The following is a 20,819-nucleotide window of genomic DNA, read 5'->3' as shown; positions in this document are numbered from 1 at the left end:
CCCGTCAGGCGGACATGAGCAACTCGGTTAGCTGCCGGCGGCCCTGGCCGCGGCCGACCGTGCGACGCCGTCGTCGATGAACCGAGCCGCCCACCAATGAGTCACCATCCGGCGAAGGCCGCCGCGACGCCGTAGCCCCGTCGCGTCGCGGGGACCGCGTCCCGGAACCGTGGCCACCGAAACCGGGGTTCCGTTCCGGAGAAGGAGTTTCACCATGAAGATCGGCATTCTCGGCACCGGGAACATCGGCAAGACGCTGACCAGGCGGTTGAGCGCGGCCGGGCACGACGTGAAGGCGGCCAATTCGCGTGGCCCGGAGACGATCGAGGCGGACGTGTTGGCCTCGGGCGCACGAGCAGTGACAGCGGCGGAAGCGGTAGTGGACGTCGACGCCGTGATCCTCTCCATCCCCTTCGACCGCATTCCGCAGGTCGCACCACTGATCGCCGGGGTGCCGGCCGACACGGTTGTCATCGACACGTCGAACTATTTCCCGCACCGGGACAACGGAATCGCGGCGATCGAGGCCGGCCAGGCCGAAAGCGTGTGGGCTGCCGAGCAGTTGGGCCGGCCCATCGTCAAGGCGTGGAACTCGATAGGAGCCGAGTCGTTCGCGCAGAGGAACAAGCCGGCGGGAAGTGCGGACCGCATCTCGCTCCCTGTCGCTGCCGACAGCCCGCGAGAGCGTGACCTGGCCATGGCCCTCGTCGAGGACACCGGGTTCGACGCCTTCGATGCGGGGCCGCTCGCGGAATCGTGGCGACAGCAGCCCGGCACACCCGCCTACTGCACGGATCTCACCCGTCAGGAGCTGCCGGACGCACTGGCGACGGCCGACGCGGCGCGATCACCGAGGCGGCGCGACCTCGAGCTCGCCGTGGTCCAGGAACGCTTCGGGGCCGGCATGCAACCGGACGCGGAATACCTCGTCCGCCTGAACCGCGCGATTGCCATGTGAGGGGGACGGGGCCGACGCGTTGGCGCGGGGAGGGCCGCGACCGGCTCGAGTTACTCCGGCTCCCCGCCGTCCGCATCGAACACCTTGGTGAACGTGGCACCGCACCTGCAGCGCGAGTGCTCGACCAGTTCCCCTTCTTCGGACACGCTCAGTCCCTGACTGAGTCTCACGTGCACATGATCACCCATGGGAAGCTGCCTTCCTTGAGGCCGGCGGTCCGCTTCATCGTGTGGGCTGACCGGGCCCGCCCGCAATGCCACAGCTCACACGTTCGCGAATGCGACCACAGGAGCCAGGTCCCGCCGCGTCAACCTTGACAACCAATGACTCAAGTTTTATCCAGTTAGGAGAGGCAATCGAGGGGAAGCCGCAGCTCGCAACAGGCGAGGAGGTGGTGAGATGCAGGCGCGCGACGAGGGCGCGGACCTGTATGTGGTGCTGGGGGTGGAGCCGTCGGCGACGGCCGACGTGATCACCTCCGCCTTCCGCGCCCGGGTACGGGAACTGCGCCCCGACACCCGCGTGGACGCGGCTACCGCCGAACGCTTCGGCGAGGTGAGGACGGCGTACGAGACGTTCCGCGATCCGGTCCTGCGCGCAGCCTACGACCGGACGCATCAGAGGACGGCAGAGCGAACAGACGCCCCCGGGCCCGCCTTCACGTCGACGGTCAAGCCCGTGCCGCGTCACCTCGTGGCGCTCGGAGTCGCCCGCCCCGAGCCGCCGCTGCGGGCCGGCCCCGTCCGGTGGCAGCGGACATGACGATGAGACCCGACCAGGGACGTGAACCCGTGCATGGCTGAGGAGATCAGATGGCGCGCTCGGTCGGAATCGACCTGGGAACGACGAACTCCGTCGTCTCGGTCCTTGAGGGCGGCGAGCCCACGGTCATCACGCATACGGAAGGCGCTCTCGCCAGGGGAAATACCACGTTACGGAGGACACCATGCGCATGCACTGGGACGCCTTCACCGCCGCAGTCCAAGAGCGCGGTGAATACCCCACGCGGGGGGAGGCGGAGCGAGTCTCCCGGGTTGTCCTGGCCCTGCTCGGTGCTCATCTGGTGGGCGAGGTGCGCGCCGAACTGGCCGCCCGGCTCCCTGAAACGATGGCGTTCGTCCTGCTCAACCCGCTCCAGGCACACGAGCCCCTGTCACCCGAGCGGTTCGTCCGGGCAACCGCGGCCTGGATCGAAGGCGCCACGGAGACGACCGCCACGTGGGATGTCAGCGCCGTGCTCAGCGTCGTGGCCGACATCGCGGACGAGGACCTGATGAACCGCATCCTGCTCCAGCTCCCACCGGGCTACGACCTGCTCTTCGGACACTCGTAGGCTCAGGCTCACACAACCGTCGCCTCCTGCGTCGTCAGGGCGGCGGGGCGCCGGCCCAGCTCCGGTGCGATCAGGTGTCGTGTGTCGTGCAGGATCTGTTCGTACTCCTCGCGGCGGAACTCGTACGGCAGCTCCAGGCGCAGCTCCGACACCTCCGCGACGGCGGGGTCGGCGGCGAGTTGTTCGAGGATCTGCTCGGCGGTGCCCACCACGTCGGGAGCGAACAGGGTGCGTTTCGGACCCTGAGGTGCCAGGGTCCGCTCATGGCGGCTCGCGGCGTAGGCGCGGTAGCGGGCCCGGCCGGCCGCGTCGGCGCTGTCGAAGGGCACGATCACCCGCCCCAGCGCCACCCGCGCCGGACGGTCCGCGTCCTTCGCGGACAGCGTGCGGCGGTACGCGGTCAGCAGGTTCAGCTGGGCCGTGGTGAAGCGTCGGTGCCCTCGCCGGTGACGATGTTGCCCGACAGCAGGTTCAGGCCGTTCGTGGCGGCCCAGCCGGCCGAGCGCAGGCTGCCGCCCCCGTACCACAGGCGCCGCGCCAGACCGGGGTTGTGCGGTTGCAGGCGGGGGCGCTGGACGTTGCCCGGCGAGTGGATGACCGTGTCCGGGCCGCCGAGGTAGTCGCCGCGCAGATTGCTGACGACGCGGGCGATCCTGCCGTAGGACAGGTCGAAGCCGCGCCAGTCCCCGTCGTACACGAGATCTCCGAGCAGGTCGGCGTGCGGCATGCCGGTGCTGAAGCCGATCTGGAGCCGCCCCTGGGACAGGACGTCGGCCAGCGCCAGGTCCTCGGCGAGACGGAAGGGGCTCTCGTAGCCGATCGGGATGACGGCGGTGCCCAGTTCGATCCGCTCGGTGCGCTGGCCGGCCGCGCGAGGAATACGGCCGCCGAGCCGACGCCGTGTTCGAGGTGGCGCTGGCGGATCCAGGCGCCGTCGAAGCCCAACCGCTCGCCGTACTCGAACAGTTGGAGAGTCTCCTCCAGGCCGGTGTACGGGTCGTCGTCGGCGAAGTTGCCCGGGGTGAGAAAGGCCAGTGAGGTGATCGTGGGAGTGCTCATGTGACGCCGGTCCTCAGCTCGGGGTGGGCTCGGGGGCGGGGATCGCCGCGAGCAGCTCACGGGTGTACTCGTGGTGGGGGCTGGTGAACAGCTCCTCCGGCGGGCCGGTCTCGACGATCCGGCCGGCCCGCATCACGGCGACCTGGTGCGCGATCTCATCGAGCGCGGAGACCGGCTCGTCGCACACCACCAGGTCGGGGGAGAGGACGAGGGCGCGGGCGATCGCCACCCGGTCGAGCAGTTCACGGGCCCGGGCGAACCGGGACGCGCGGTCGCCGACCTTGAAGGCGCGCAGCGGCTCGGTGATCACCTCGGCCATGGAGAAGCGCAGCGCGGATCGAGCGAGGCATACGGGGCCTGGTAGACGAGCCGGGCGCGGCGGCGCAGCCCACTGGCCCGGGCACCCTTGGCGGTCGTGACGTCGGTGTCGTCGAACAGCGGCGTGCTGCAAGGGCAGTCGGGCCGGCACGGGGTCCCGGTCAGGAACCGCCGCGCTCGCGGGGGATCTTCAGGCCGGCCTCGATGGCCACCGGCAGCCGGTTCTCGGCCGGGGGCAGCGGGCAGGTGGCCAGGTCCGTGTAGGCGCACGGCAGGTTCGCGGCGCGGTTGAAGTCCAGGACGACCGTGCCGTCGGCGGTGGGCGGCTCCAGGGCGAGGGACCGGTTGGCGGCGTAGGTGGTGACCCCCGAGGTCCGACCTCGCCTCGGTCCGTGTCACCGGTCCGGCAGCTCCACCACTACGGTGCCGAAGTGCCGTCCCTCGAACAGTTCCTGCAACGCCTGAGGGGCCCGTTCGATGCCCGGAATCCGCACATGCGGGAAAGAGATCTCACCGGAGCGCAGCCAGCCGCCGAACCGCTCGGCCCACTCCTGCGCCACCTCGGGATGGTCGATGCCGCTGTAACCGCGCAGCGTGATCCCCATGTTGACGACGCGGAAGGTGTCGATCTCCACCGGAGCGCTGTCACCGTCCCGGTGCGGTGACAACTGGCCGGACAGCGCGCCGACGAGCGCGAAACGGGCGCCGCGGCGCGCCGCCGTGAGCGCCGCTGTCAGTTGCTCGCCACCCACGGTGTCCACCAGGACGTCGATGCCTTCGGGTGCCGCGGTCCCCAACTGCCGGGCGAGCGTGGTGGATCGGTCGCCCGGCACCAGCACCGCGTCGTAGCCCAGGTCGGTGCGCAGCCGCTCGGCCTTGGCCGGGGAGCGGGTACTGCCGATGACCTTCCCGGCGCCCAGCAGCCTGGCGACCTGACCGGCCAGGGTTCCCACCGCGCCCGCCGCCCCGGTGACGAAGACCGTGTCGCCGGGACGGATCTCGGCGAGCCGGGTGAGCGCGCCGTAGGCGGCCGACCCCGATGACAGGTGGGCGACCGGGTCCGGCAGCGCATCGCCGACCGGGGTGCAGTCGGCTGCGGCCACCAACGCGTGCTCGCGCCATCCCAACAGGTGGGTGACGGTGTCTCCCGGCCGCAGTGGGCTGTCCGGGCCCGCGCCGACGACCTCGCCGACAGCGGGGCCGAACACCACCTCACCGGCGTTGATCGTCGGCAGCGGCACTCCCTCGGGTGCGCCTGCGATCAGGGTGCGCAGCCCGGGGAACACCAGGAAGTACCGGTTGCGGACGAGGACTTGCCCGGGGCCCGGCGTCGGCAGTGGCTGTGCGACGACGGAGAAGTGCTCGGGGCCGGGCAGCCCCTCGGGGGTGGCGGCGAGCCGGATCTCGCGGGTGGTGGAGGGCAGGGGAGTAGCCATGCGGTGGGGCTCCTGTTCGGGAGAGGCGAAGCAGGCCGGGCGGGACGACCGGCCGGTACGGGCGCGCAGACGTTAGCCCCTGACGCGCGCGTCAAAGGCAAGTGACGCAAGTAAGGCAAGTACGGCTGCCCGCACTGTCCACGCCGGCCCCGTGTCCGCAATGCAAGATCTGTCCGGAAGGTTATTGACCAACGTGGTGGACCTCTGCTGAACTCCGGTGCCATGAACCCGCGCGTGGAACTCACTCGGCGGCGCCACATCGACCTGGCGCACGTCTCCAGCGCGTTTTGTTGTCGCTGACCCGGTAAGAGGTCCCCGGCGGCAACCGGAGTGCACCGACGGTGCGCGTCCGGCGGAGGCGGTCCGTAACCGCTCGTAATGCAGTGCCGTCCCGTGGGATCGCCGTGTCCGCCTCCTGAGCGACTGCTCCCGCGACCTCACCTCCCGCTTCCGCACGGGCTGTGATCCGCTCCCACCTGCGTCGCCGTCGCACCGACTGCCCGGTCTCCCGTCGACCGGCTCGCGAGTCGGCCGTTCACTCACGCTCTCCGCTCTCCGCTCTCCGCATCCTGCTCTCCGCCCTCGCCCTCCGCACCCGGCACGGAGCACTCAGCTGTGCGCCCACCTCTCCGACAAGGACTCCCTCATGCCGCTGTCCATCCGCAAGCTCACCGGCCGTATCGGCGCGGTCGTGGAGGGCGTCGACCTCACGGCGACTCCCGGTCTCTCGACGGTCACGGCGCTCCGTGACGCCCTCAACGAGCACAAGGCGATCGTCTTCGATCAGGTCGACCTCGACAACGCCGGCCAGGAGCGTGTGGCCCAGTGGTTCGGCGACCTCACCACCGCCCACCCCAACGTGCCGGCCGCCGACGGCACGACGAACGTGCTCGCCGTCGACAGCGCCACGTCCAAGGCCAACGAGTGGCACACGGACGTCACCTTCGTGGTCAACCCGCCGCAGCTCACCACGCTCCGGTCGATCGTGACCACGCCGTACGGCGGCGAGACGCTCATCGCCAACGCCGCCGCGGCCTACCGCGACCTGCCCGAACCGCTGCGCGCCCTCGCGGACACGCTGCGCGTCGTGCACACCAACCAGTTCGACTACGCCCGCCCTTCGGCCACGACGGCACAACGGCAGGAGTACGACCGCCTCTTCGTGTCGGCGCCGTACGAGGCGGAGCACCCGGTCGTGCGCGTGCACCCCCTGACCGGTGAACGAGGGCTGTTCATCGGCGGGTTCGCCAAGCGGATCGTCGGCCTGTCCAGCGGCGAGTCGGCCGACCTGCTGCGCATCCTCCAGGCGTACGTGACACGTCCGGAGAACATCCTTCGCTGGGCCTGGTCCCCGAACCAGCTGCTGATCTTCGACAACCGGATCACCCAGCACTACGGGGTGGACAACTACGACGACCACCCGCGCCGCCTCAACCGGGTGACGGTCGCCGGAGAGGTGCCGGCCGGTGTCGACGGCCGCCGCAGCGAGCAACTCGTCGGCGACGCCTCGCACTACAGCAGCGTGCTGGCGGTGGCCGCATGACCGAGGTCCGCATCCCGGCCCGGGCCGTCGCCAAGGCCCCGGCCGTCGAGACGACGAGGGCACGGGAGCGCGAGGTGTTCCTGCCGCGTGACGCGCGCCGTCGGACGACTGGGCTCACCGCGCTCCGCGAACGCCTGCGCTGGCCGCTGGGCATCTACACGACCCCGGTCGTGATCCTCATCGCCTGGGAGATACTCGCCCGGACCGACGTGGTGTCGAAGACCTACGCTCCGGCGCCGACCTCGATCGTGAAGTCGGCCACCGATCTGTGGCAGCAGGGAGTCCTCGGGCCGGACCTGGCCATCTCGCTGCAGCGGGCCGGTATCGGTCTCGCGATCGGGCTGACGGTCGGCATCGTCGCCGGAGTGCTCGGCGGGCTGCTGCGCAGCGGCGAGTACCTGTTCAACGGCCTCGTACAGGTGCTGAACACCATCCCGCTCCTCGCGGTGCTGCCCCTGATGATCGTGTGGTTCGGCATCGACGAGCTCACGAAGGTGCTGCTGATCTCCTTCGGGGCCGGTGTCCCGATGTACCTCAACCTGTTCGCCGCCATCCGGGGCGTCGACCAGCGGCTGATCGAGATGGCCCGCACGACGGGTGCGGGCACCTGGCGCCTGGTGACACGGGTGCTGGTGCCCGGAGCCCTGCCGGGGTTCCTGGTCGGCCTCAGGTTCTCCCTCGCCTACAGCGTCCTGGGCCTGGTCGCGGCCGAAACGGTCAACGCCGACAAGGGACTTGGCTTCCTCATCACCCAGGGGCAGACCTATCTGCAGACCAACCAGGTCTTCGTGGGACTGGTGATCTACTCGCTCCTCGGTCTGCTCGCCGATCAGTTCGTCCGGGTTCTCGAGCGGGTGCTGCTGCGGTGGCGACCCAGTTATGAGGCGTCATGAGCAGCACGACCGCGACCGAACTCCGTCGGCAGACCGGGGCCGTCGTCGAGCAGGTGGTGCGTCGGTTCGGTGACCGGGTGGTGCTCGACCACCTCGACCTCACCATCGCCGACGAGGAGTTGGTGATCCTGCTCGGCCCCTCGGGCTGCGGGAAGAGCACCCTGCTGCGGCTGCTCGCCGGACTGGACCGGCCCGACGCGGGGCGGGTCGAGGTCCCGGCACGGCGTGCGATCGTCTTCCAGGCCGACCGGCTGCTGCCGTGGCAGCGGGTGCTGCCCAACGTCACGCTCGGCCTGCATGGACCCGACGCGGAACGGCGGGCCCTCGACGTGCTCGCCGAGGTCGGGCTCGCGGGCCGTGAGAAGGCGTGGCCCAAGGAGCTCTCCGGCGGCGAGGCCCAGCGGGTGTCACTCGCGCGGGCCCTGGTGTCGGAGCCCGAACTGGTTCTGCTCGACGAGCCGTTCGCGGCCCTCGACGCCATCACCCGGCTGCGCATGCACGACCTCGTCCGGGCCCTGCGGACCAAGCATCACGCGGCCATGCTGCTCGTCACCCACGACGTCGACGAGGCGATCGCCCTGGCGGACCGCATCGTCGTCATGAGCAACGGCCGCATCGGCACCTCGCACGAGGTGCACCTCTCGGCCGCGAACCGCGAATCGAGCGTCGCACGAGAGGAACTCCGCGCCCGGCTGCTGGAGGACCTCGGCCTCGCCGGCCAGCACTGACTTCTCTCCCCGAACCCTCACCCAGCACAGAAGGCACACCACATCCCATGCGTAAGACCATGCGTAAGAGAACCAGCAGACTCATCGGCGCCGTCGGCTCGCTCACCCTCGCGAGCACCCTCGTCGCCTGCGGATCGTCGTCGTCGGACACGGCCGCGCCGCTGAGCAACGCCGCCGACGCGAGCGACGCCAAGCACCCCGAGTGGAGCAAGTACACCTTCACCATCGGCGACAACGGCGGTGACGGCAGCCAGGAGCTGGCGAAGGTCACCGGCGTGTTCGACAACGCGCCCTACAAGGTGAAGTTCGCCCGCTTCACCTACGGCCCGCCGCTCGTGCAGGCGGCAGCCTCGGGCGACATCGACCTCGGCAGCGTCGGCGACGTACCGCCGATCACCGGTGCCGCGAAGGAGTACGGCTTCAGGATCGTCGCCGTCAACCGCTCGCTCACGCCCGACCAGGCGGTGGAGAACATCATCGTGCCGAAGGGCTCGAAGCTGAGGACGGCCGCCGACCTCAAGGGCAAGAAACTCGCTGTCCCGCAGGGCAGTTCGGCCCACGGTCTGGCCCTGAACGCGCTGAAGAGCGTCGGCCTCACCCCCAAGGACGTCAAGCTGGTCTTCCTCGACCCGGCGGCCGGCGCGACGGCGTTCAACACCGGCAAGGTGGACGCCTGGTCGATCTGGAACCCGCAGTCCGCGATCGCGGTCAAGAACGGCGCCCGGATCCTGGTGAAGGGCCTCCCGCCGATCGACCAGACCAGCAGCTACTACGTCGCCAGTGACACGTCGCTGAAGGACAAGACCAAGCGTGCCGCTCTCACGGACGTGTTGAAGAGGCTCTCGCGGGAGTTCGCCTGGGCCGTCAAGAACCCCGAGAAATACGCGCAGGCGCTCTCGAAGGAGCAGGGCATCCCGCTGGCCGACGCCAAGGCGTCCCTGGCCGCCTACTCGAACCGGGTGACCCCGGTGGAGAAGTCGGACATCGAGCTGGAGCAGAAGCTCGCCGACGCCTTCCTGGAGGCGGGTCAGATCACCAAGAAGGTCGACGTCGAGTCGATCACCGACAACCTTCTCCCGGCCGGTTACGACAGCTCCACGCTGAAGGTCACCTCATGAGCACCGGGCGGCGGCAGCTGCACCTCAACGCCTTCCTCATGGAAGCGGGCCACCACGAGGCGGCGTGGCGGCTCCCGCACAGCAATCCGCGGGCCGACTTCGACCTGCGGCACTGGATCGAGCTGGCGCAGCTCGCCGAGAGCGCCAAGTTCGACTCCCTGTTCCTCGCCGACGGGCCGGCCCTCATCGGCACCGGCGAGTTCCGGCCGCCGGGCCAGCTGGAACCACTGACCCTGCTGACCGCGCTCTCCCAGGCGACCAGCAGGATCGGCCTCATCGCGACCGTTTCGTCGACCTACAACGAGCCGTACAACCTCGCCCGCCGGCTCGCGTCCGTCGACCACGTCAGCGGCGGCCGCGCCGGCTGGAACATCGTCACCTCCGCCGGAGCCGACGAGGCCGCCAACTTCGGCCTCGACAACCGCCCCGACCACGCCGAGCGCTACGCCCGCGCCGACGAGTTCCTGAAGGTCGCCAAGGCGCTGTGGGACAGCTGGGAGTCCGAGGCCGTCGTCGCGGACAGGTCCACCGGACGCTACGCCGACCCCGAGCGGCTGCACCGCATCGGCCACCGGGGCAGGCACTTCAAGGTGGCCGGCCCGCTCAACGTCGAGCGCCCGCCGCAGGGCTACCCCCTGCTCGTCCAGGCCGGCTCCTCCGAGGACGGCAAGGACTTCGCGGCCCGCCACGCCGAGGCGATCTTCACCGCCCACACGACGTACGAGCGGGCGGCCGCCTTCTACGCCGACATCAAGGCACGGGCCGTGTCCGCGGGCCGCGACCCGGACGGCGTGATCGTCCTGCCCGGCATCGTCCCCTACATCGGGTCGACCGAGGCGGAAGCCCGGGATCTTGCACGGCAGTTCGACGAGCTGCGCGTCCCGGAGTACGGGCTGCGCCAGCTGGCCGCCGTGTTCGAGACCGAGCCCTCCGTCTTCCAACTCGACGAGCCCCTGCCGGACTTCATCCTCGCCAGGCCGAAGCTGGAGGGCACACAGAGCCGTTCCGACCTGATCATCGATCTCGCGGTGCGGGAGCGGCTGACGGTCCGGCAGCTCATCTCCCGGCTCGGCGGCGGGCGCGGTCACTTCGAGTTCGTCGGCACGCCCGAGCAGGTCGCGGACACGATCATCGCCTGGTTCGAGGGCGGAGCCGCGGACGGCTTCAACATCATGGCCCCCGCCCTGCCGTCGGGCCTCGCGGCCTTCGCCGAGCACGTCCTGCCGATCCTGCGCGGCAAGGGACTGTTCCGCGAGGAGTACGACGGCACGACCCTGCGCGAGCACTACGGGCTGCCGGTCCCGGCCAACCAGTTCCATGGCTGACCCGCTCACGACTCCCGCCGCTTCCCGGAGCGGCGGGAGTCCGCCCGCCCTGCGGGTCGAGGCGCTCCGCAAGACGTACGCGGACGGCTTCACCGCGGTGGCCGGACTGGACCTGGAGATCCCGGAAGGCGCCTTCTTCGGGCTGCTCGGCCCGAACGGCGCCGGGAAGACCACCCTGATCGGCTCGGTGTGCAACATCGTCCGCCCCACCGCGGGCACGCTCTCCGTCTTCGGCCACGACCACCGCAGCCGCCAGGCCCGCAGGCTGCTGGGGCTGGCCTCGCAGGAGATCAACGTCGACCGGTTCCTGTCCATCCGGCAGATCCTGATCTACCACGCCGGATACCACGGCATCGGCCGCAAGACGGCCGCCCGGCGCGCGGACGAACTGCTCGTCCTGTTCGGCCTCGACGACAAGGCCGACGTACGCGCCTACGAACTGTCCGGCGGCATGCAACGGCGCCTCGTCCTCGCGCGCGCCCTCATGCACCACCCCCGCCTGCTCATCCTCGACGAACCGACGGCCGGCGTCGACGTCGAACTGCGCTCGCAGATCTGGCGGATCGTCAAGGGCCTCAATGCCGCAGGCACCACTGTGCTGTTGACGACGCACTACCTGGAGGAGGCGGAGACCTTGTGCGACGAGATCGCGCTGCTGCGCAAGGGCCGGATCGTCGACCGCGGCTCCGCCGCCTCACTACGGAAGCGGTACGCGGCCCGCGACATCTCGGAGGTCTACAACCGGGTGATCACGGCGGAGGAGGTCGTCACGTGAGCGGCACCGAGACCCCGGCCCGCCCGGCGTACGACGAACCCTTCGAGGCGGAACGCGCACCCTTCTTGTGGCTCCTGGAGCGGGAGGTGCTGCGCTTCCTGACGATCTGGCGCTACAGCGTCGTCGGCCCGGTGCTGTCGACGGTGCTGTTCGTCGTCGTCTTCGGATCGGCCCTCGGCTCGCACGTCGACACGATCGACGGTGTCGGCTACGGCAGTTTCATCGTGCCCGGCCTCTTCACCCAGGCGATCGTCAACGTCGGCTTCTTCAACGGGACGACCAGCCTGTTCGAGGCCCGCCGCGACCAGTACATCAACGACGTGTACGCGAGCCCGCTCAGTTGGTGGGAGATCAACGCGGCACTGGTGGGCGGCGGCATCGCCCGAGGCGCCGTCGTGGGCACGGGCGTCCTGGCCGTGGCCCTGCCGCTCACCCACGGCCGCACCCCGGCCCGCCCCCTGGTCCTGCTGCTCGGCACCCTCGGACTGCTTCTCGTCGCCGCACAGGTCGGAGTCATCGCCGGCGCCCACGCCAAGTCCCTCGACCACGTCTACTCCATGGAGTCGATCATCCTGCTGCCGCTGGGCTTTCTCGGCGGCGTCTTCTACTCGGTCCACCAACTGCCCTCGTTCTGGGACGCCCTGAGCCACCTCGACCCCGTCTTCTGGCTGGTCCAGGTCGAACGCATCGGGTTCCTCGGCCAGGGCGACGTCGGCGCGGGTCCGGCCCTCGCCGTGGTCTGGGCCCTCGCGGCGGCGCTGACAGCCTGGTCGGCAGCGCTGTTCGCGACCGATCGCCTCAAGCCCTGAACACCGCACGCCGAGTGGCTCCTGACCATCCCCAGCCGGGGAGTCAACCGCCACCTCGCGGTGGAGTCCCCACCAACGAACATCCCGAGCCGCGCACCGGAGACCGCCACACCATGACCATCATCGCCCTGGACTCCAGCTCCCCGCACATCCTGGACAACCCCGCCTGGGCCGCGCTCACCGGTCCGCACGCCCACTTCGCCGAACGCAAGGGCCACGCCGTCCGATACCACCCCGACGTGGCCCCCTTCCACGCCGTCGCCGACGAGGACGACCCGCGCTCCTGGGACGACCTCGCAGCCCTCGTCGGCCCCGGCGGCACCGCCTCGGTGCGGGGCGTGACCGAGGCACCGGAGGGCTGGGAGGTCGTGCGCACCGGACACGGCGTCCAGCTCGTGGACACCGGCCTGCGCGCGGAGCCCGACCCCGAGGCCGTACGGCTCGGCCCCCACGACGTGCCCGAGATCCTCGACCTGGTCGCCCGCACCCAGCCGGGCCCCTATCTGCCCCGCACCGTCGAACTGGGCACCTACCTCGGCATCCGCCACCACGGCCGGCTGATCGCCCTGGCCGGCGAGCGACTGCATCCGCCCGGCTGGACCGAGATCAGCGCCGTGTGCACGGATGCCGCCCACCGCGGCCGGGGCCTGGCCACCCGCCTGGTCCGCGCGGTCGCCGCCGGCATCAAGGAGCGCGGCGAACGCCCCTTTCTGCACGCCGCGGCCACCAACGCGAACGCGATCCGGCTCTACGAGTCGATCGGCTTCACCCTGCGCCGCCGTACCGTCTTCTCCCTCGTACGGCATACCGGAGCCGCCGCGCCGGAAGAAACGGCATAGCCGTGCGGTTTGGCCTTTCTGCGTGAGTGCCGCGCTCTGTCGTTCCTGACCCGTTCTGCTGTCCCAGCCGCCGTGTCCTGCCCCCGCCCGTGAGCCGGATTTCTCGTACGGACTCCCAGGAAGGCACCCGCCTGTGTCCCCTTCTCCCTCCCCGCCGCATCTCGCCCACCCCGACGACACCCACGACGAGCAGCGGGCGGCATCATGAAGTTCCTCGCCATCACGCTCATCGTGCACCGCCCGGATCCCGTCACCGGGGTCCAGAAGCCGACCCACGAACGCTTCCGCGAGGTCCTCGACAACGCGCTGCTCGCCGAGGAGTTGGGCTTCGACGGCTTCGGCGTGGGGGAGCGCCACGAGCGGCCGTTCATCTCCTCCTCGCCGATCGTCGTACTCAGCCATGTGGCCGCGCTGACGAAGCGGATCCGCCTGTTCACGGCCGTCACGACGCTCAGTCTGCTCGACCCGGTCCGGGCGTACGAGGACTACGCCAGCCTCGACCACCTCTCCGACGGGCGCCTCGACCTGATCATCGGCAAGGGCAACGGCGCCGCGCAACGCGACCTGTTCCACGTCACGCCCGAGGACCAGTGGGACCGCAACGCCGAGAGTTACGAGGTCTTCCGGAAGATCTGGCGCCAGGACAAGGTCACCGCCGGCACCCGCTTCCGTCCCCCGCTGACGGACGCCGAGGTGTGGCCGCGGCCGTACCAGCAGCCGGTCCGGGTCTGGCACGGCAGCGCGACCAGCAAGGAGTCGGTCGACCTGGCCGCCCGCTACGGCGACCCGCTCTTCTCGGCGAACGTCACCCACCCCATGGAGCCGTATGCCGAGTTGATCCGTCACTACCGCGAGCGCTGGGAACACTACGGCCACGACCCGGCGGACATCGCCGTCGGCGCGGGCACGGCGGGCACCTACGTCGCACCCACCACCCAGGGGGCGCTGGCCGCGTACCGGCCGGTCTTCGAGTCCAACCTGGCGTTCTTCAGGAAGGCCGGCCTGCCGGTCGTCTTCGGGACGCTGGAGGACTTCGTCGAGCGCAGCCCCGCTCTGATCGGCAGCCCGCAACAGGTCGTCGACAAGGTGCACCGCTACCACGAACAGTTCGGGCACACGGTGCTCCACCTGCAGGCCGACGCGAGCGGTCTGACGGAGTCCCAACACCGCGCCTCGCTCGAGCTGTTCCAGTCCAAGGTCGCCCCCGTGCTGCGCCGTGAGATCCCGGACCCGCCGTTCGTGTGGGGACCCGTGCTTCCGGCGGCACCGCTCACCCAGGAGTCCGTCCATGTGTGATGTTGCCCTCGGCGTTCTCGACCTGGTGCCGATCCCCTCCGGCTCGACGGCCGCCGATGCCCTGCGCAACTCGGCCGACCTCGCGCAGCAGGTCGAGCGCTTCGGTTATGCCCGCTACTGGTTCGCCGAGCACCACCTCAATCCCGGCGTGGCCGGCACGTCCCCCGCGGTCCTGCTGGCCCTGACCGCGTCCAGGAGTTCGGTCTGCTCGACGCACTGCACCCGGGCCGCTTCGATCTGGGCCTTGGCCGCTCGGGCGGCCGCCCACCGGGGCAGCCGGCCGCACCCTTGCCGACGGCGACCCCGGTCGTCGACGGCCGCGCCCCGAACGGCCTGTTGATCCCGCCCCGCTTCTCCTTCGAGCAGTTGCTCGGGTCACCCCGCATCGCGCTGCAGCGGAGACTGCTTCTGCTGCCGGGCGCCGAGTCACAGGACTACGCGGAGCAGATCGACGACATCCTCGCCCTGCTCGCCGGCACCTACCGTTCCGCGGAGGGCGTCGAGGCGCACGTCGTGCCGGGGGAGGGCGCCGACGTGGAGGTGTGGATCCTGGGCAGTAGCGGTGGTGAGAGCGCCGCTGTCGCGGGCGGCAACGGTCTGCGGTTCGCGGCGAATTACCACGTCAGCCCGGCCACGGTCCTGGAGGCGGTGGACGGTTACCGGTCCTTCTTCCAGCCTTCCGAGTTCCTCGACAAGCCGTACGTCAGTGTCTCGGCGGACGTCGTCGTCGCCGAGAGCGACGCCACTGCCCGCGCCCTCGCCACCGGCTACGGCCCGTGGGTCCGCAGCATCCGCACCGCCGAGGGCGCCATCGAGTACCCGACGCCGGAGGAAGCGCGCGCCCACCCGTGGACCGACGAGGACCGGGCCCTCGTCCAGGACCGCCTCGACACCCGGTTCGTCGGCTCACCGGGCCGGGTGGCCGACCAGTTGGAACAACTCCAGGAGGCCACGGGCGCAGACGAGTTGCTCATCACGACGATCACCCACGACCATACGGACCGGGTCCGTTCGTACGAACTGCTCGCGGAGGAATGGCGGCGACGGGGTCACTCCCTTCCGTCGAGCTGATGTTCAGGAGGCACACTCGTGGTGGATACAGCTCGTCGTGTCGCCCTGCTGGGAGGCGGCTTTTCCACGGACGAGGACGGTCTGCTCGACGACTGGTTGCTCAACCATGCGAGGAGGCCCCGACCCAAGGTGTGCTTCGTTCCCACTGCCAGTGGTGACGCGCCTGGATACATGGATCGATTCTTGCGGGCCTTCGAGTCACGCGACTGTGAGCCGTCCGTCTTGTCCTTGTTCCGGCGCGAGCTGGACGACGAGGCTCTGCGGGCGTTTCTGCTCAGCCAGGACGTCGTGTACGTCGGCGGCGGCAACACCGCGAACCTGCTGGCGGTCTGGCGTGCGCACGGGGTCGACCGGCTGCTGCGCGAGGCATACGAGGGCGGGACGCTGCTGTGCGGAATCAGTGCCGGGGCCAACTGCTGGGCGGAGGGCTCGCACACCGACTCCTTCGGTCCGCTGACGTTCCTGCAGGACGGGCTGGGTCTCCTGCCGGGTTCGGTGTGTCCGCACTACGACAGCGAACCGGGGCGCCGCGCCTCCTACCGGGAAGCCGTAGGTACGGGCATGCTGTCCGCCGGCTGGGCGGTCGAGGACGGAGTGGGGGCCCTCTTCACGGACGGCCGTCTTGAGGAAGCCGTCACCCGGACCCCGGACGCCCGCCTGTACCGGGTGCAGGCAGATGAGAATCACGAGGTCATCGAGCGGCCGCTGTCCTGCCGGTTGCTCAATGAACCGGAGTGACGGCAGGGCGCGCGCTCAGTCGCGTGGTCCTGCGCCGTGCAGGAGTGTGTCGATCACGAGTGTGGCCAGGGCGTCCGGATCCCTGGCCGCCGGGTCCTGGGCGGCGTCGGGCCGGTTGATGGCCTCGCTGAGAAGAGCGATGTAGACCTGCCGCGTCCACTTGAGGTCCGCTTCCGACGCGATCAGTCCCTCACCCTGTGCCCGGGCGAGGAGGCTGAGGGTGCGCGCGTTGATGTCCTCCCAGAGGGCGGCCGTGGTTTCGGTGTGAGGTGTGGCGTGGCCGAGGGTGAACGGCCATGAGATCTTGACCCGCAGGGCGTTCGCGGTCACCCGGTGAAGCGCGACGAGGGCAGGGGCGGCGTCGGGCCGGGCGTCCTCGATGGCGTCGATGAGCTGCTGCTTCGCGGAGACGGCGAGCGCCTCCAGAAGAGCCTGCCGATTGGCGAACCGTCGGTGCACGGTGATCCGCGTCAGTCCCGCCGCCTCGGCGATCTGCTCCATGGAGGCGCCGGCGTCCTCGGCCAGCACCCGCTCGGCCGCCTCCAGAATCGCGCGCACACTGCGCTCGGCATCTGCCCGCAGTGCTCGGCCCATGTCTGTCTCCTGTCGCGTGGTTTGGTCCCTGATTCCTTGTAGAGGATACGTGAACGATGCGCATCCTCAGCTAAGAGATTCTGCAGCGTTGCAGTTCTCGAATTAACTGATACAGTGATGACACCGATTGAGGTTGCCGGACCGGCACCCCCGATCGCCCAAAGACAGCAAGCCCGACATGAATCCCGTACCTCAGGAGTCCGAAATGGCAACGACAACCCGACCGGTAGCCCTCGTGACGGGCGCGTCCTCCGGCATCGGAAAGGCCGCCGCGCTCGCACTGGCCGCGAAGGGGTACGAGGTGGTCGGCACCAGCCGCAACACCGCCCATGTCACCCCGCTCGACGGCGTGACGTTCCTCGACCTCGACGTGACGAGCGACGAGTCGGTGACCACCGCGGTCGGCGAGGTCATCGACCGGTTCGGACGGATCGACGTGCTGGTCAACAACGCGGGTATCGGCTCGGCGGGCGCCGCCGAGGAGAGCTCCGCCGCGCAGGCCCAGGGACTCTTCGACATCAACGTCTTCGGCGTCATCCGCATGACCAACGCCGTCCTGCCGCACATGCGCGCCCGGCGCAGCGGACGGATCATCAACATCTCGTCCATCGTCGGGTTCATGCCGCAGCCCTACATGGCGGTGTACGCAGCCTCCAAGCACGCCGTCGAGGGCTACTCGGAGTCCGTCGACCACGAGGTGCGCGAGTACGGCGTGCGGTCCCTGCTCGTCGAACCCGCCTGGACGAACACGGCGTTCGACGCGGCCAGCGTGCGGCCCGACCGGCCCCTGGACGTCTACGCCCAGCAGCGGCACGTCTTCGAGGAGTACATGGCCGGCGCGGTCAAGGACGGCGACGACCCCGCCGTCGTCGCCAAGGAGATCGTCGCCGCCGCCACCGACGCCAAGCCGAAGCTGCGCTACACCGCCGGTGCCATGACCGGACGCGTGCGCACCATGCGCCGCATCGTCCCGTCCCGCATGTTCGACCAGCAGCTGCGCAAGCTCAACCGCCTGCCCGCCGCCTGACACCCCTCTTCCGCAACAGAAAGCGAAGCCCGCGCCATGAGCACCTATCTGGCAGACGCGGCCGGGGACCTCACCGTGGAAGGCCCCTCCGCGACGTTCACCTACCGGCGGATCGGCCCGCGCGGCGGAACCCCGCTGGTCCTGCTGAACCGGGTCCGGGGGACCCTCGACTGGTGGGACCCCGAGCTCCTGGACCGGCTGGCCGCCGCCCACGACGTGATCGTGTTCGACAACGTCGGCACCGGCTACACCACCGGCACCCCGCGCGACTCGGTCGAGGGGCTGGCCGACGGCACCGTCGAGTTCATCGAGGCCCTCGGCCTGGAGCAGGTCGACCTGCTCGGCTGGACCCTGGGCGGCACCGTCGCCCAGCACATCGCCCGCACCCGGCCCGGCCTGGTCCGCAAGCTGGTCGTGGCGGCCGCCAACCCCGGCGGCACGGTGCCGGGCGCGCCCGACCCGGACCCGAAGGTGCGGGCCACCATGACCAAGTCCGAGGTCACCGGGGACGACCTGGTGTTCCTGTTCTTCCCCGAGACGGACACCGGACGCGCCGCCGGGTACGCGCACCTCGCCAGGGTGGCCACCCGGCTGGCCACCGGGCGACCCGACGTGTCCGAGGCGGCGGCCCTGGGGCAGATCACCGCGATCGGCAAGGACGCGTCGATCCCCTTCGAGCAGGTGAAGGAGGAGCTGGCGAGCATCCAGCAGCCCGTCCTGTACGCCACCGGCATGAAGGACGCGATGATCCCGGCTCTGGCCTCGTACACCGCCGTCCAGTACGTCACCGACGCCACGCTCGTCGCGTACGCCGACGCCGGCCACGCCTTCCTCTTCCAGCACGCCAAGGACTTCGCCGCCCAGGTGACGGCCTTCCTTGGCGACTGAACCGACCGAACAGGCCGAACCGACCGACCGGAGAGACATCGTGCAGCCGACCAGCGTCCCGGCGCGCCGGGAGGTGACACCGCTGGAGTTGTTCTTCGACCTGGTCTACGTCTTCGCGATCGGCCAGCTGTCGCATCAGCTCCTGGCACACCCGACATGGACGGGCGCGGCCCAGACGCTCGTGCTCTACCTCGCGGTCTACGCGGCATGGGCGTACACCACATGGGCGGTCACCCTCGTCCCGGCCGAGGATCCGCGGACCCGGCGGATGCTGCTGACGGTCATGCTGCTTGGGCTGTTCATGAACGCCGCGATCCCACGGGCCTTCGGTGACGCCGGCTGGGTCTTCGTCGCGACCTTCCTGCTGATTCATCTCGGCCGGACGGTATGGCTGCTCGGGGTGGGCCTCGACGCGCGTGACCAGGAGCATTGGCGCCGGGTCCTGGTCTGGTTCGCCGCTGCCGCGCCCTTCTGGCTGACCGGCGCGGTGACCGACGGCGGCGCACGGCTGCTGTGGTGGTCGGCGGCGACCCTGATCGAGCTGGCGGGCACCTGGACGGCGCATCCCCTGCCCGGCCGCAGGCTCGACTCCCGGCAGGTCGGCTTCGCCGGGGGCCATCTGCTGGAGCGCGGCCGCCTGTTCATGATCGTCGCGTTCGGCGAAACCATCATGACCACGGGTACGGCGCTCACCTCGGCGCCGTACGCCCCCATGACCCTGCTGACCAGCGGTGTGGCGCTCGCCGGCACGGTCGCGTTGTTCTGGCTGTTCTTCAGCCGCTCCGAGCACATCGTGCGCCACTACGAGCGGACCGAGGACCCGATCCGGGCGGGGCGCAGCGGCGTCTACAGCCTCATGGTCTCCGTCGCCGGGATGATCGCCGCCGCCGCGGGTGACGAACGCGTCATCGCCCACCCGGCGCATCACGCCGGCCTCACCACCAACCTGCTGCTGTTCGCCGGGCCCGCCCTCTTCCTCGGGGCGCAGACCTGGCACGGCAGGACCCTCTTCGACGACCTGCCCGGCGCGCGGCTGACCGCGCTGTCCGCGCTGGTCCTCGGATGCGCGGTCACGACGAAGGCCCCGGCCCATCTGTCAGCCCTCATCGCCGCCGCGATCGTCGTCGCACTGGCCGCGTTCGAAGAGCGCCGGTCACCCGGGGAGGCCGCCGCGAAGCCGGTCGCCTCGGGCCCATGTCCCTGACCACCCACCACTCAGGAGCCATCCATGGACTTCTCCACCAGCGCCCGCTCGGCCGGCTCCGCGAAGGAGGGACGCCATGGCAGAGGCGGGTGTGCTGATCTGTGACGACCAGGAGCTGATGCGAGTCGGCCTGCGCATGGTGGTGGACAGCCAGCCGGACCTCACCGTCGTCGGCGAGGCCGGGGACGGCGAGACGGCCGTGGCGCAGGCACTCGCCCTGCGCCCGGACCTCGTCCTCATGGCCGTGCGGCTGCCGGGACTCGACGGAATCTCGGCCACCGCGCAGGTACGCGCCGCACTGCCCCGCACACAGGTACTGGTCACCACCTCCTGCGACCGGGACGAGTACGCCTACGCGGCTCTGCGTGCCGGAGCCCGTGGCTTCCTCGTCAAGGACACACCGACCGCCGAGATGCTCGTCGCCGTCCGCGGTGTCCTGCGCGGTGACGCGATGATCGCCCCCTCGGTGACCCGGCGGTTGATCGACCGCTTCGTCACCGGCGCCGTCGCTCCCCTCACCGACAAACGTCTCGACGTGCTCACCGACCGTGAGCGGGAGGTGCTGGCTCTGGTCGCCCGTGGGCTGAACAACACGGAGATCGCCGAGAAGCTGTTCCTCGGGGAGACCACGGTCAAGACCCATGTGGCCCGCATCCTCACCAAACTCCACCTCCGCGACCGCATAGGGGCCGTGGTCACGGCCTACGAGAGCGGACTGGTCCGCCCTGGCGGATGACACGGTCGGGCGCCCTGGATGACGCCCGACGACATTCTCCATTCCTAGTTTCGGCACATGTCGATCACGCGAACGCCGCTCAGCACAGCGGATGTTCGCCCGCCTGCCCCGGCCCGGTACGCCGATGACAG

At 70.2% G+C, this 20,819-nt stretch carries 24 protein-coding genes and 3 pseudogenes; 21 read left to right on the top strand and 6 right to left on the bottom strand.

The features are described 5' to 3' along the window. The first annotated feature begins 214 nt into the window (after positions 1-214). The 4 genes and pseudogenes from ACGFWE_RS01230 to ACGFWE_RS01215 all read left to right on the top strand — a co-directional run bounded on the left by ACGFWE_RS01230 (position 215) and on the right by ACGFWE_RS01215 (position 2,291). A complete protein-coding gene (locus ACGFWE_RS01230) occupies positions 215-958 on the top strand; it encodes an NADPH-dependent F420 reductase (protein ID WP_393596980.1) in 744 nt (247 codons plus the stop codon). Positions 959-1,357: 399 nt separating this feature from the next. After that, positions 1,358-1,720, top strand: coding sequence for a J domain-containing protein (locus ACGFWE_RS01225; protein WP_393596978.1), 363 nt, complete (start codon positions 1,358-1,360; stop codon positions 1,718-1,720). Positions 1,721-1,770: 50 nt separating this feature from the next. After that, positions 1,771-1,869: pseudogene (locus tag ACGFWE_RS01220) on the top strand (Hsp70 family protein); the annotation flags it as partial. 35 nt (positions 1,870-1,904) lie between these two features. After that, entirely contained in the window at positions 1,905-2,291 is a 387-nt protein-coding gene (locus ACGFWE_RS01215; RefSeq protein WP_352385375.1) for a DUF2267 domain-containing protein, read from the top strand. Between the two features lie 8 nt (positions 2,292-2,299). Here the strand turns inward: ACGFWE_RS01215 and ACGFWE_RS01210 are convergent, their stop codons facing one another. Continuing rightward, the gene (locus ACGFWE_RS01210) at positions 2,300-2,620 is read right to left on the bottom strand and encodes a hypothetical protein (RefSeq protein ID WP_393596976.1); all 321 of its coding nucleotides are present in this window, start codon (positions 2,618-2,620) and stop codon (positions 2,300-2,302) included. Positions 2,621-2,700: 80 nt separating this feature from the next. Further along, the gene (locus ACGFWE_RS01205; RefSeq protein WP_393598886.1) at positions 2,701-3,111 is read right to left on the bottom strand and encodes a hypothetical protein; all 411 of its coding nucleotides are present in this window, start codon (positions 3,109-3,111) and stop codon (positions 2,701-2,703) included. On the opposite strand from ACGFWE_RS01205, the gene ACGFWE_RS01200 reads away from it, so the two are divergent. Beyond that, positions 3,010-3,354 (top strand): hypothetical protein, encoded by a 345-nt coding sequence (locus ACGFWE_RS01200; RefSeq protein ID WP_393596974.1) that lies wholly within the window; start codon positions 3,010-3,012, stop codon positions 3,352-3,354. The two genes, ACGFWE_RS01205 and ACGFWE_RS01200, sit on opposite strands and share 102 nt — an antisense overlap. Positions 3,355-3,363: 9 nt before the next feature. Here ACGFWE_RS01200 and ACGFWE_RS01195 read toward each other — a convergent pair. The 3 genes and pseudogenes from ACGFWE_RS01195 to ACGFWE_RS01185 form a co-directional block, all read right to left on the bottom strand. Continuing rightward, a pseudogene (locus ACGFWE_RS01195) lies at positions 3,364-3,788 on the bottom strand (ABC transporter ATP-binding protein); the annotation flags it as partial. A gap of 41 nt (positions 3,789-3,829) precedes the next feature. Further along, positions 3,830-4,042 (bottom strand): annotated as a pseudogene (locus ACGFWE_RS01190) (DUF1684 domain-containing protein); the annotation flags it as partial. Between the two features lie 21 nt (positions 4,043-4,063). Next, positions 4,064-5,104, bottom strand: coding sequence for an MDR family NADP-dependent oxidoreductase (locus ACGFWE_RS01185; protein WP_393596972.1), 1,041 nt, complete (start codon positions 5,102-5,104; stop codon positions 4,064-4,066). A 646-nt stretch (positions 5,105-5,750) separates the two neighbouring features. Here ACGFWE_RS01185 and ACGFWE_RS01180 point away from each other — a divergent pair. The 12 genes from ACGFWE_RS01180 to ACGFWE_RS01125 all read left to right on the top strand — a co-directional run bounded on the left by ACGFWE_RS01180 (position 5,751) and on the right by ACGFWE_RS01125 (position 16,239). Continuing rightward, positions 5,751-6,647 (top strand): TauD/TfdA family dioxygenase, encoded by an 897-nt coding sequence (locus tag ACGFWE_RS01180; protein WP_352385391.1) that lies wholly within the window; start codon positions 5,751-5,753, stop codon positions 6,645-6,647. Further along, the gene (locus ACGFWE_RS01175) at positions 6,644-7,540 is read left to right on the top strand and encodes an ABC transporter permease (protein WP_352385393.1); all 897 of its coding nucleotides are present in this window, start codon (positions 6,644-6,646) and stop codon (positions 7,538-7,540) included. Before ACGFWE_RS01180 ends, ACGFWE_RS01175 begins: the two co-directional genes overlap by 4 nt. Then, positions 7,537-8,268, top strand: coding sequence for an ABC transporter ATP-binding protein (locus ACGFWE_RS01170; protein WP_393596970.1), 732 nt, complete (start codon positions 7,537-7,539; stop codon positions 8,266-8,268). The genes ACGFWE_RS01175 and ACGFWE_RS01170 overlap by 4 nt, the downstream gene beginning before the upstream one ends. Positions 8,269-8,327: 59 nt before the next feature. Next, entirely contained in the window at positions 8,328-9,386 is a 1,059-nt protein-coding gene (locus ACGFWE_RS01165) for an aliphatic sulfonate ABC transporter substrate-binding protein (RefSeq protein WP_352385397.1), read from the top strand. Continuing rightward, positions 9,383-10,711, top strand: coding sequence for an LLM class flavin-dependent oxidoreductase (locus ACGFWE_RS01160; RefSeq protein ID WP_393596968.1), 1,329 nt, complete (start codon positions 9,383-9,385; stop codon positions 10,709-10,711). The genes ACGFWE_RS01165 and ACGFWE_RS01160 overlap by 4 nt, the downstream gene beginning before the upstream one ends. After that, complete coding sequence (locus tag ACGFWE_RS01155) at positions 10,704-11,486, top strand: ABC transporter ATP-binding protein (protein ID WP_393596966.1); 783 nt, start codon at positions 10,704-10,706, stop codon at positions 11,484-11,486. Before ACGFWE_RS01160 ends, ACGFWE_RS01155 begins: the two co-directional genes overlap by 8 nt. After that, entirely contained in the window at positions 11,483-12,295 is an 813-nt protein-coding gene (locus ACGFWE_RS01150) for an ABC transporter permease (protein WP_352385403.1), read from the top strand. The genes ACGFWE_RS01155 and ACGFWE_RS01150 overlap by 4 nt, the downstream gene beginning before the upstream one ends. A gap of 113 nt (positions 12,296-12,408) precedes the next feature. Further along, positions 12,409-13,134 (top strand): GNAT family N-acetyltransferase, encoded by a 726-nt coding sequence (locus tag ACGFWE_RS01145; protein WP_393596965.1) that lies wholly within the window; start codon positions 12,409-12,411, stop codon positions 13,132-13,134. Between the two features lie 204 nt (positions 13,135-13,338). Continuing rightward, on the top strand, positions 13,339-14,430 hold the full coding sequence (locus ACGFWE_RS01140) for an LLM class flavin-dependent oxidoreductase (RefSeq protein ID WP_393596964.1): 1,092 nt from the start codon (positions 13,339-13,341) through the stop codon (positions 14,428-14,430). Next, a complete protein-coding gene (locus ACGFWE_RS01135; RefSeq protein ID WP_393596963.1) occupies positions 14,423-14,770 on the top strand; it encodes an LLM class flavin-dependent oxidoreductase in 348 nt (115 codons plus the stop codon). Before ACGFWE_RS01140 ends, ACGFWE_RS01135 begins: the two co-directional genes overlap by 8 nt. Beyond that, the gene (locus tag ACGFWE_RS01130; protein ID WP_393596962.1) at positions 14,719-15,501 is read left to right on the top strand and encodes an LLM class flavin-dependent oxidoreductase; all 783 of its coding nucleotides are present in this window, start codon (positions 14,719-14,721) and stop codon (positions 15,499-15,501) included. Before ACGFWE_RS01135 ends, ACGFWE_RS01130 begins: the two co-directional genes overlap by 52 nt. 81 nt (positions 15,502-15,582) lie before the next feature. Then, on the top strand, positions 15,583-16,239 hold the full coding sequence (locus tag ACGFWE_RS01125) for a peptidase E (protein ID WP_352385799.1): 657 nt from the start codon (positions 15,583-15,585) through the stop codon (positions 16,237-16,239). Positions 16,240-16,254: 15 nt separating this feature from the next. Here ACGFWE_RS01125 and ACGFWE_RS01120 read toward each other — a convergent pair whose 3' ends face one another. Then, positions 16,255-16,833 carry a helix-turn-helix domain-containing protein gene (locus ACGFWE_RS01120; protein ID WP_352385409.1) on the bottom strand — a complete coding sequence of 193 codons (579 nt, stop codon included), beginning with the start codon at positions 16,831-16,833 and terminating at the stop codon, positions 16,255-16,257. 205 nt (positions 16,834-17,038) lie between these two features. Here ACGFWE_RS01120 and ACGFWE_RS01115 point away from each other — a divergent pair, with 205 nt between their 5' ends. The 4 genes from ACGFWE_RS01115 (at position 17,039) to ACGFWE_RS01100 (ending at position 20,688) form a co-directional block, all read left to right on the top strand. Beyond that, complete coding sequence (locus ACGFWE_RS01115) at positions 17,039-17,860, top strand: oxidoreductase (RefSeq protein ID WP_352385411.1); 822 nt, start codon at positions 17,039-17,041, stop codon at positions 17,858-17,860. A 36-nt stretch (positions 17,861-17,896) separates the two neighbouring features. After that, a complete protein-coding gene (locus ACGFWE_RS01110; RefSeq protein WP_393596959.1) occupies positions 17,897-18,748 on the top strand; it encodes an alpha/beta fold hydrolase in 852 nt (283 codons plus the stop codon). Further along, the gene (locus tag ACGFWE_RS01105; protein ID WP_393596958.1) at positions 18,738-19,952 is read left to right on the top strand and encodes a low temperature requirement protein A; all 1,215 of its coding nucleotides are present in this window, start codon (positions 18,738-18,740) and stop codon (positions 19,950-19,952) included. Before ACGFWE_RS01110 ends, ACGFWE_RS01105 begins: the two co-directional genes overlap by 11 nt. A 76-nt stretch (positions 19,953-20,028) precedes the next feature. Continuing rightward, positions 20,029-20,688: a response regulator transcription factor gene (locus tag ACGFWE_RS01100; protein ID WP_352385417.1), complete on the top strand. Its 660-nt coding sequence runs from the start codon at positions 20,029-20,031 to the stop codon at positions 20,686-20,688. Positions 20,689-20,819 lie beyond the last annotated feature (131 nt).

Origin of the sequence: Streptomyces sp. NPDC048523, from assembly GCF_043199815.1 — a bacterium.
In the GTDB taxonomy this organism is placed as follows: domain Bacteria; phylum Actinomycetota; class Actinomycetes; order Streptomycetales; family Streptomycetaceae; genus Streptomyces.
The sequence above is the reverse complement of the archived record's forward strand: the minus strand, read 5'-3'. Positions and strand labels throughout refer to the sequence as shown.

Coding starts and splice junctions, on each gene's coding strand:
- ACGFWE_RS01140 (WP_393596964.1), top strand. CDS start 13,339: ATGAAGTTCCTCGCCATCACGCTCATCGTGCACCGCCCGGATCCCGTC.
- ACGFWE_RS01175 (WP_352385393.1), top strand. CDS start 6,644: ATGACCGAGGTCCGCATCCCGGCCCGGGCCGTCGCCAAGGCCCCGGCC.
- ACGFWE_RS01230 (WP_393596980.1), top strand. CDS start 215: ATGAAGATCGGCATTCTCGGCACCGGGAACATCGGCAAGACGCTGACC.
- ACGFWE_RS01165 (WP_352385397.1), top strand. CDS start 8,328: ATGCGTAAGAGAACCAGCAGACTCATCGGCGCCGTCGGCTCGCTCACC.
- ACGFWE_RS01170 (WP_393596970.1), top strand. CDS start 7,537: ATGAGCAGCACGACCGCGACCGAACTCCGTCGGCAGACCGGGGCCGTC.
- ACGFWE_RS01160 (WP_393596968.1), top strand. CDS start 9,383: ATGAGCACCGGGCGGCGGCAGCTGCACCTCAACGCCTTCCTCATGGAA.
- ACGFWE_RS01135 (WP_393596963.1), top strand. CDS start 14,423: ATGTGTGATGTTGCCCTCGGCGTTCTCGACCTGGTGCCGATCCCCTCC.
- ACGFWE_RS01145 (WP_393596965.1), top strand. CDS start 12,409: ATGACCATCATCGCCCTGGACTCCAGCTCCCCGCACATCCTGGACAAC.
- ACGFWE_RS01155 (WP_393596966.1), top strand. CDS start 10,704: ATGGCTGACCCGCTCACGACTCCCGCCGCTTCCCGGAGCGGCGGGAGT.
- ACGFWE_RS01180 (WP_352385391.1), top strand. CDS start 5,751: ATGCCGCTGTCCATCCGCAAGCTCACCGGCCGTATCGGCGCGGTCGTG.
- ACGFWE_RS01215 (WP_352385375.1), top strand. CDS start 1,905: ATGCGCATGCACTGGGACGCCTTCACCGCCGCAGTCCAAGAGCGCGGT.
- ACGFWE_RS01120 (WP_352385409.1), bottom strand. CDS start 16,833: ATGGGCCGAGCACTGCGGGCAGATGCCGAGCGCAGTGTGCGCGCGATT.
- ACGFWE_RS01110 (WP_393596959.1), top strand. CDS start 17,897: ATGAGCACCTATCTGGCAGACGCGGCCGGGGACCTCACCGTGGAAGGC.
- ACGFWE_RS01225 (WP_393596978.1), top strand. CDS start 1,358: ATGCAGGCGCGCGACGAGGGCGCGGACCTGTATGTGGTGCTGGGGGTG.
- ACGFWE_RS01100 (WP_352385417.1), top strand. CDS start 20,029: ATGGCAGAGGCGGGTGTGCTGATCTGTGACGACCAGGAGCTGATGCGA.
- ACGFWE_RS01185 (WP_393596972.1), bottom strand. CDS start 5,104: ATGGCTACTCCCCTGCCCTCCACCACCCGCGAGATCCGGCTCGCCGCC.
- ACGFWE_RS01115 (WP_352385411.1), top strand. CDS start 17,039: ATGGCAACGACAACCCGACCGGTAGCCCTCGTGACGGGCGCGTCCTCC.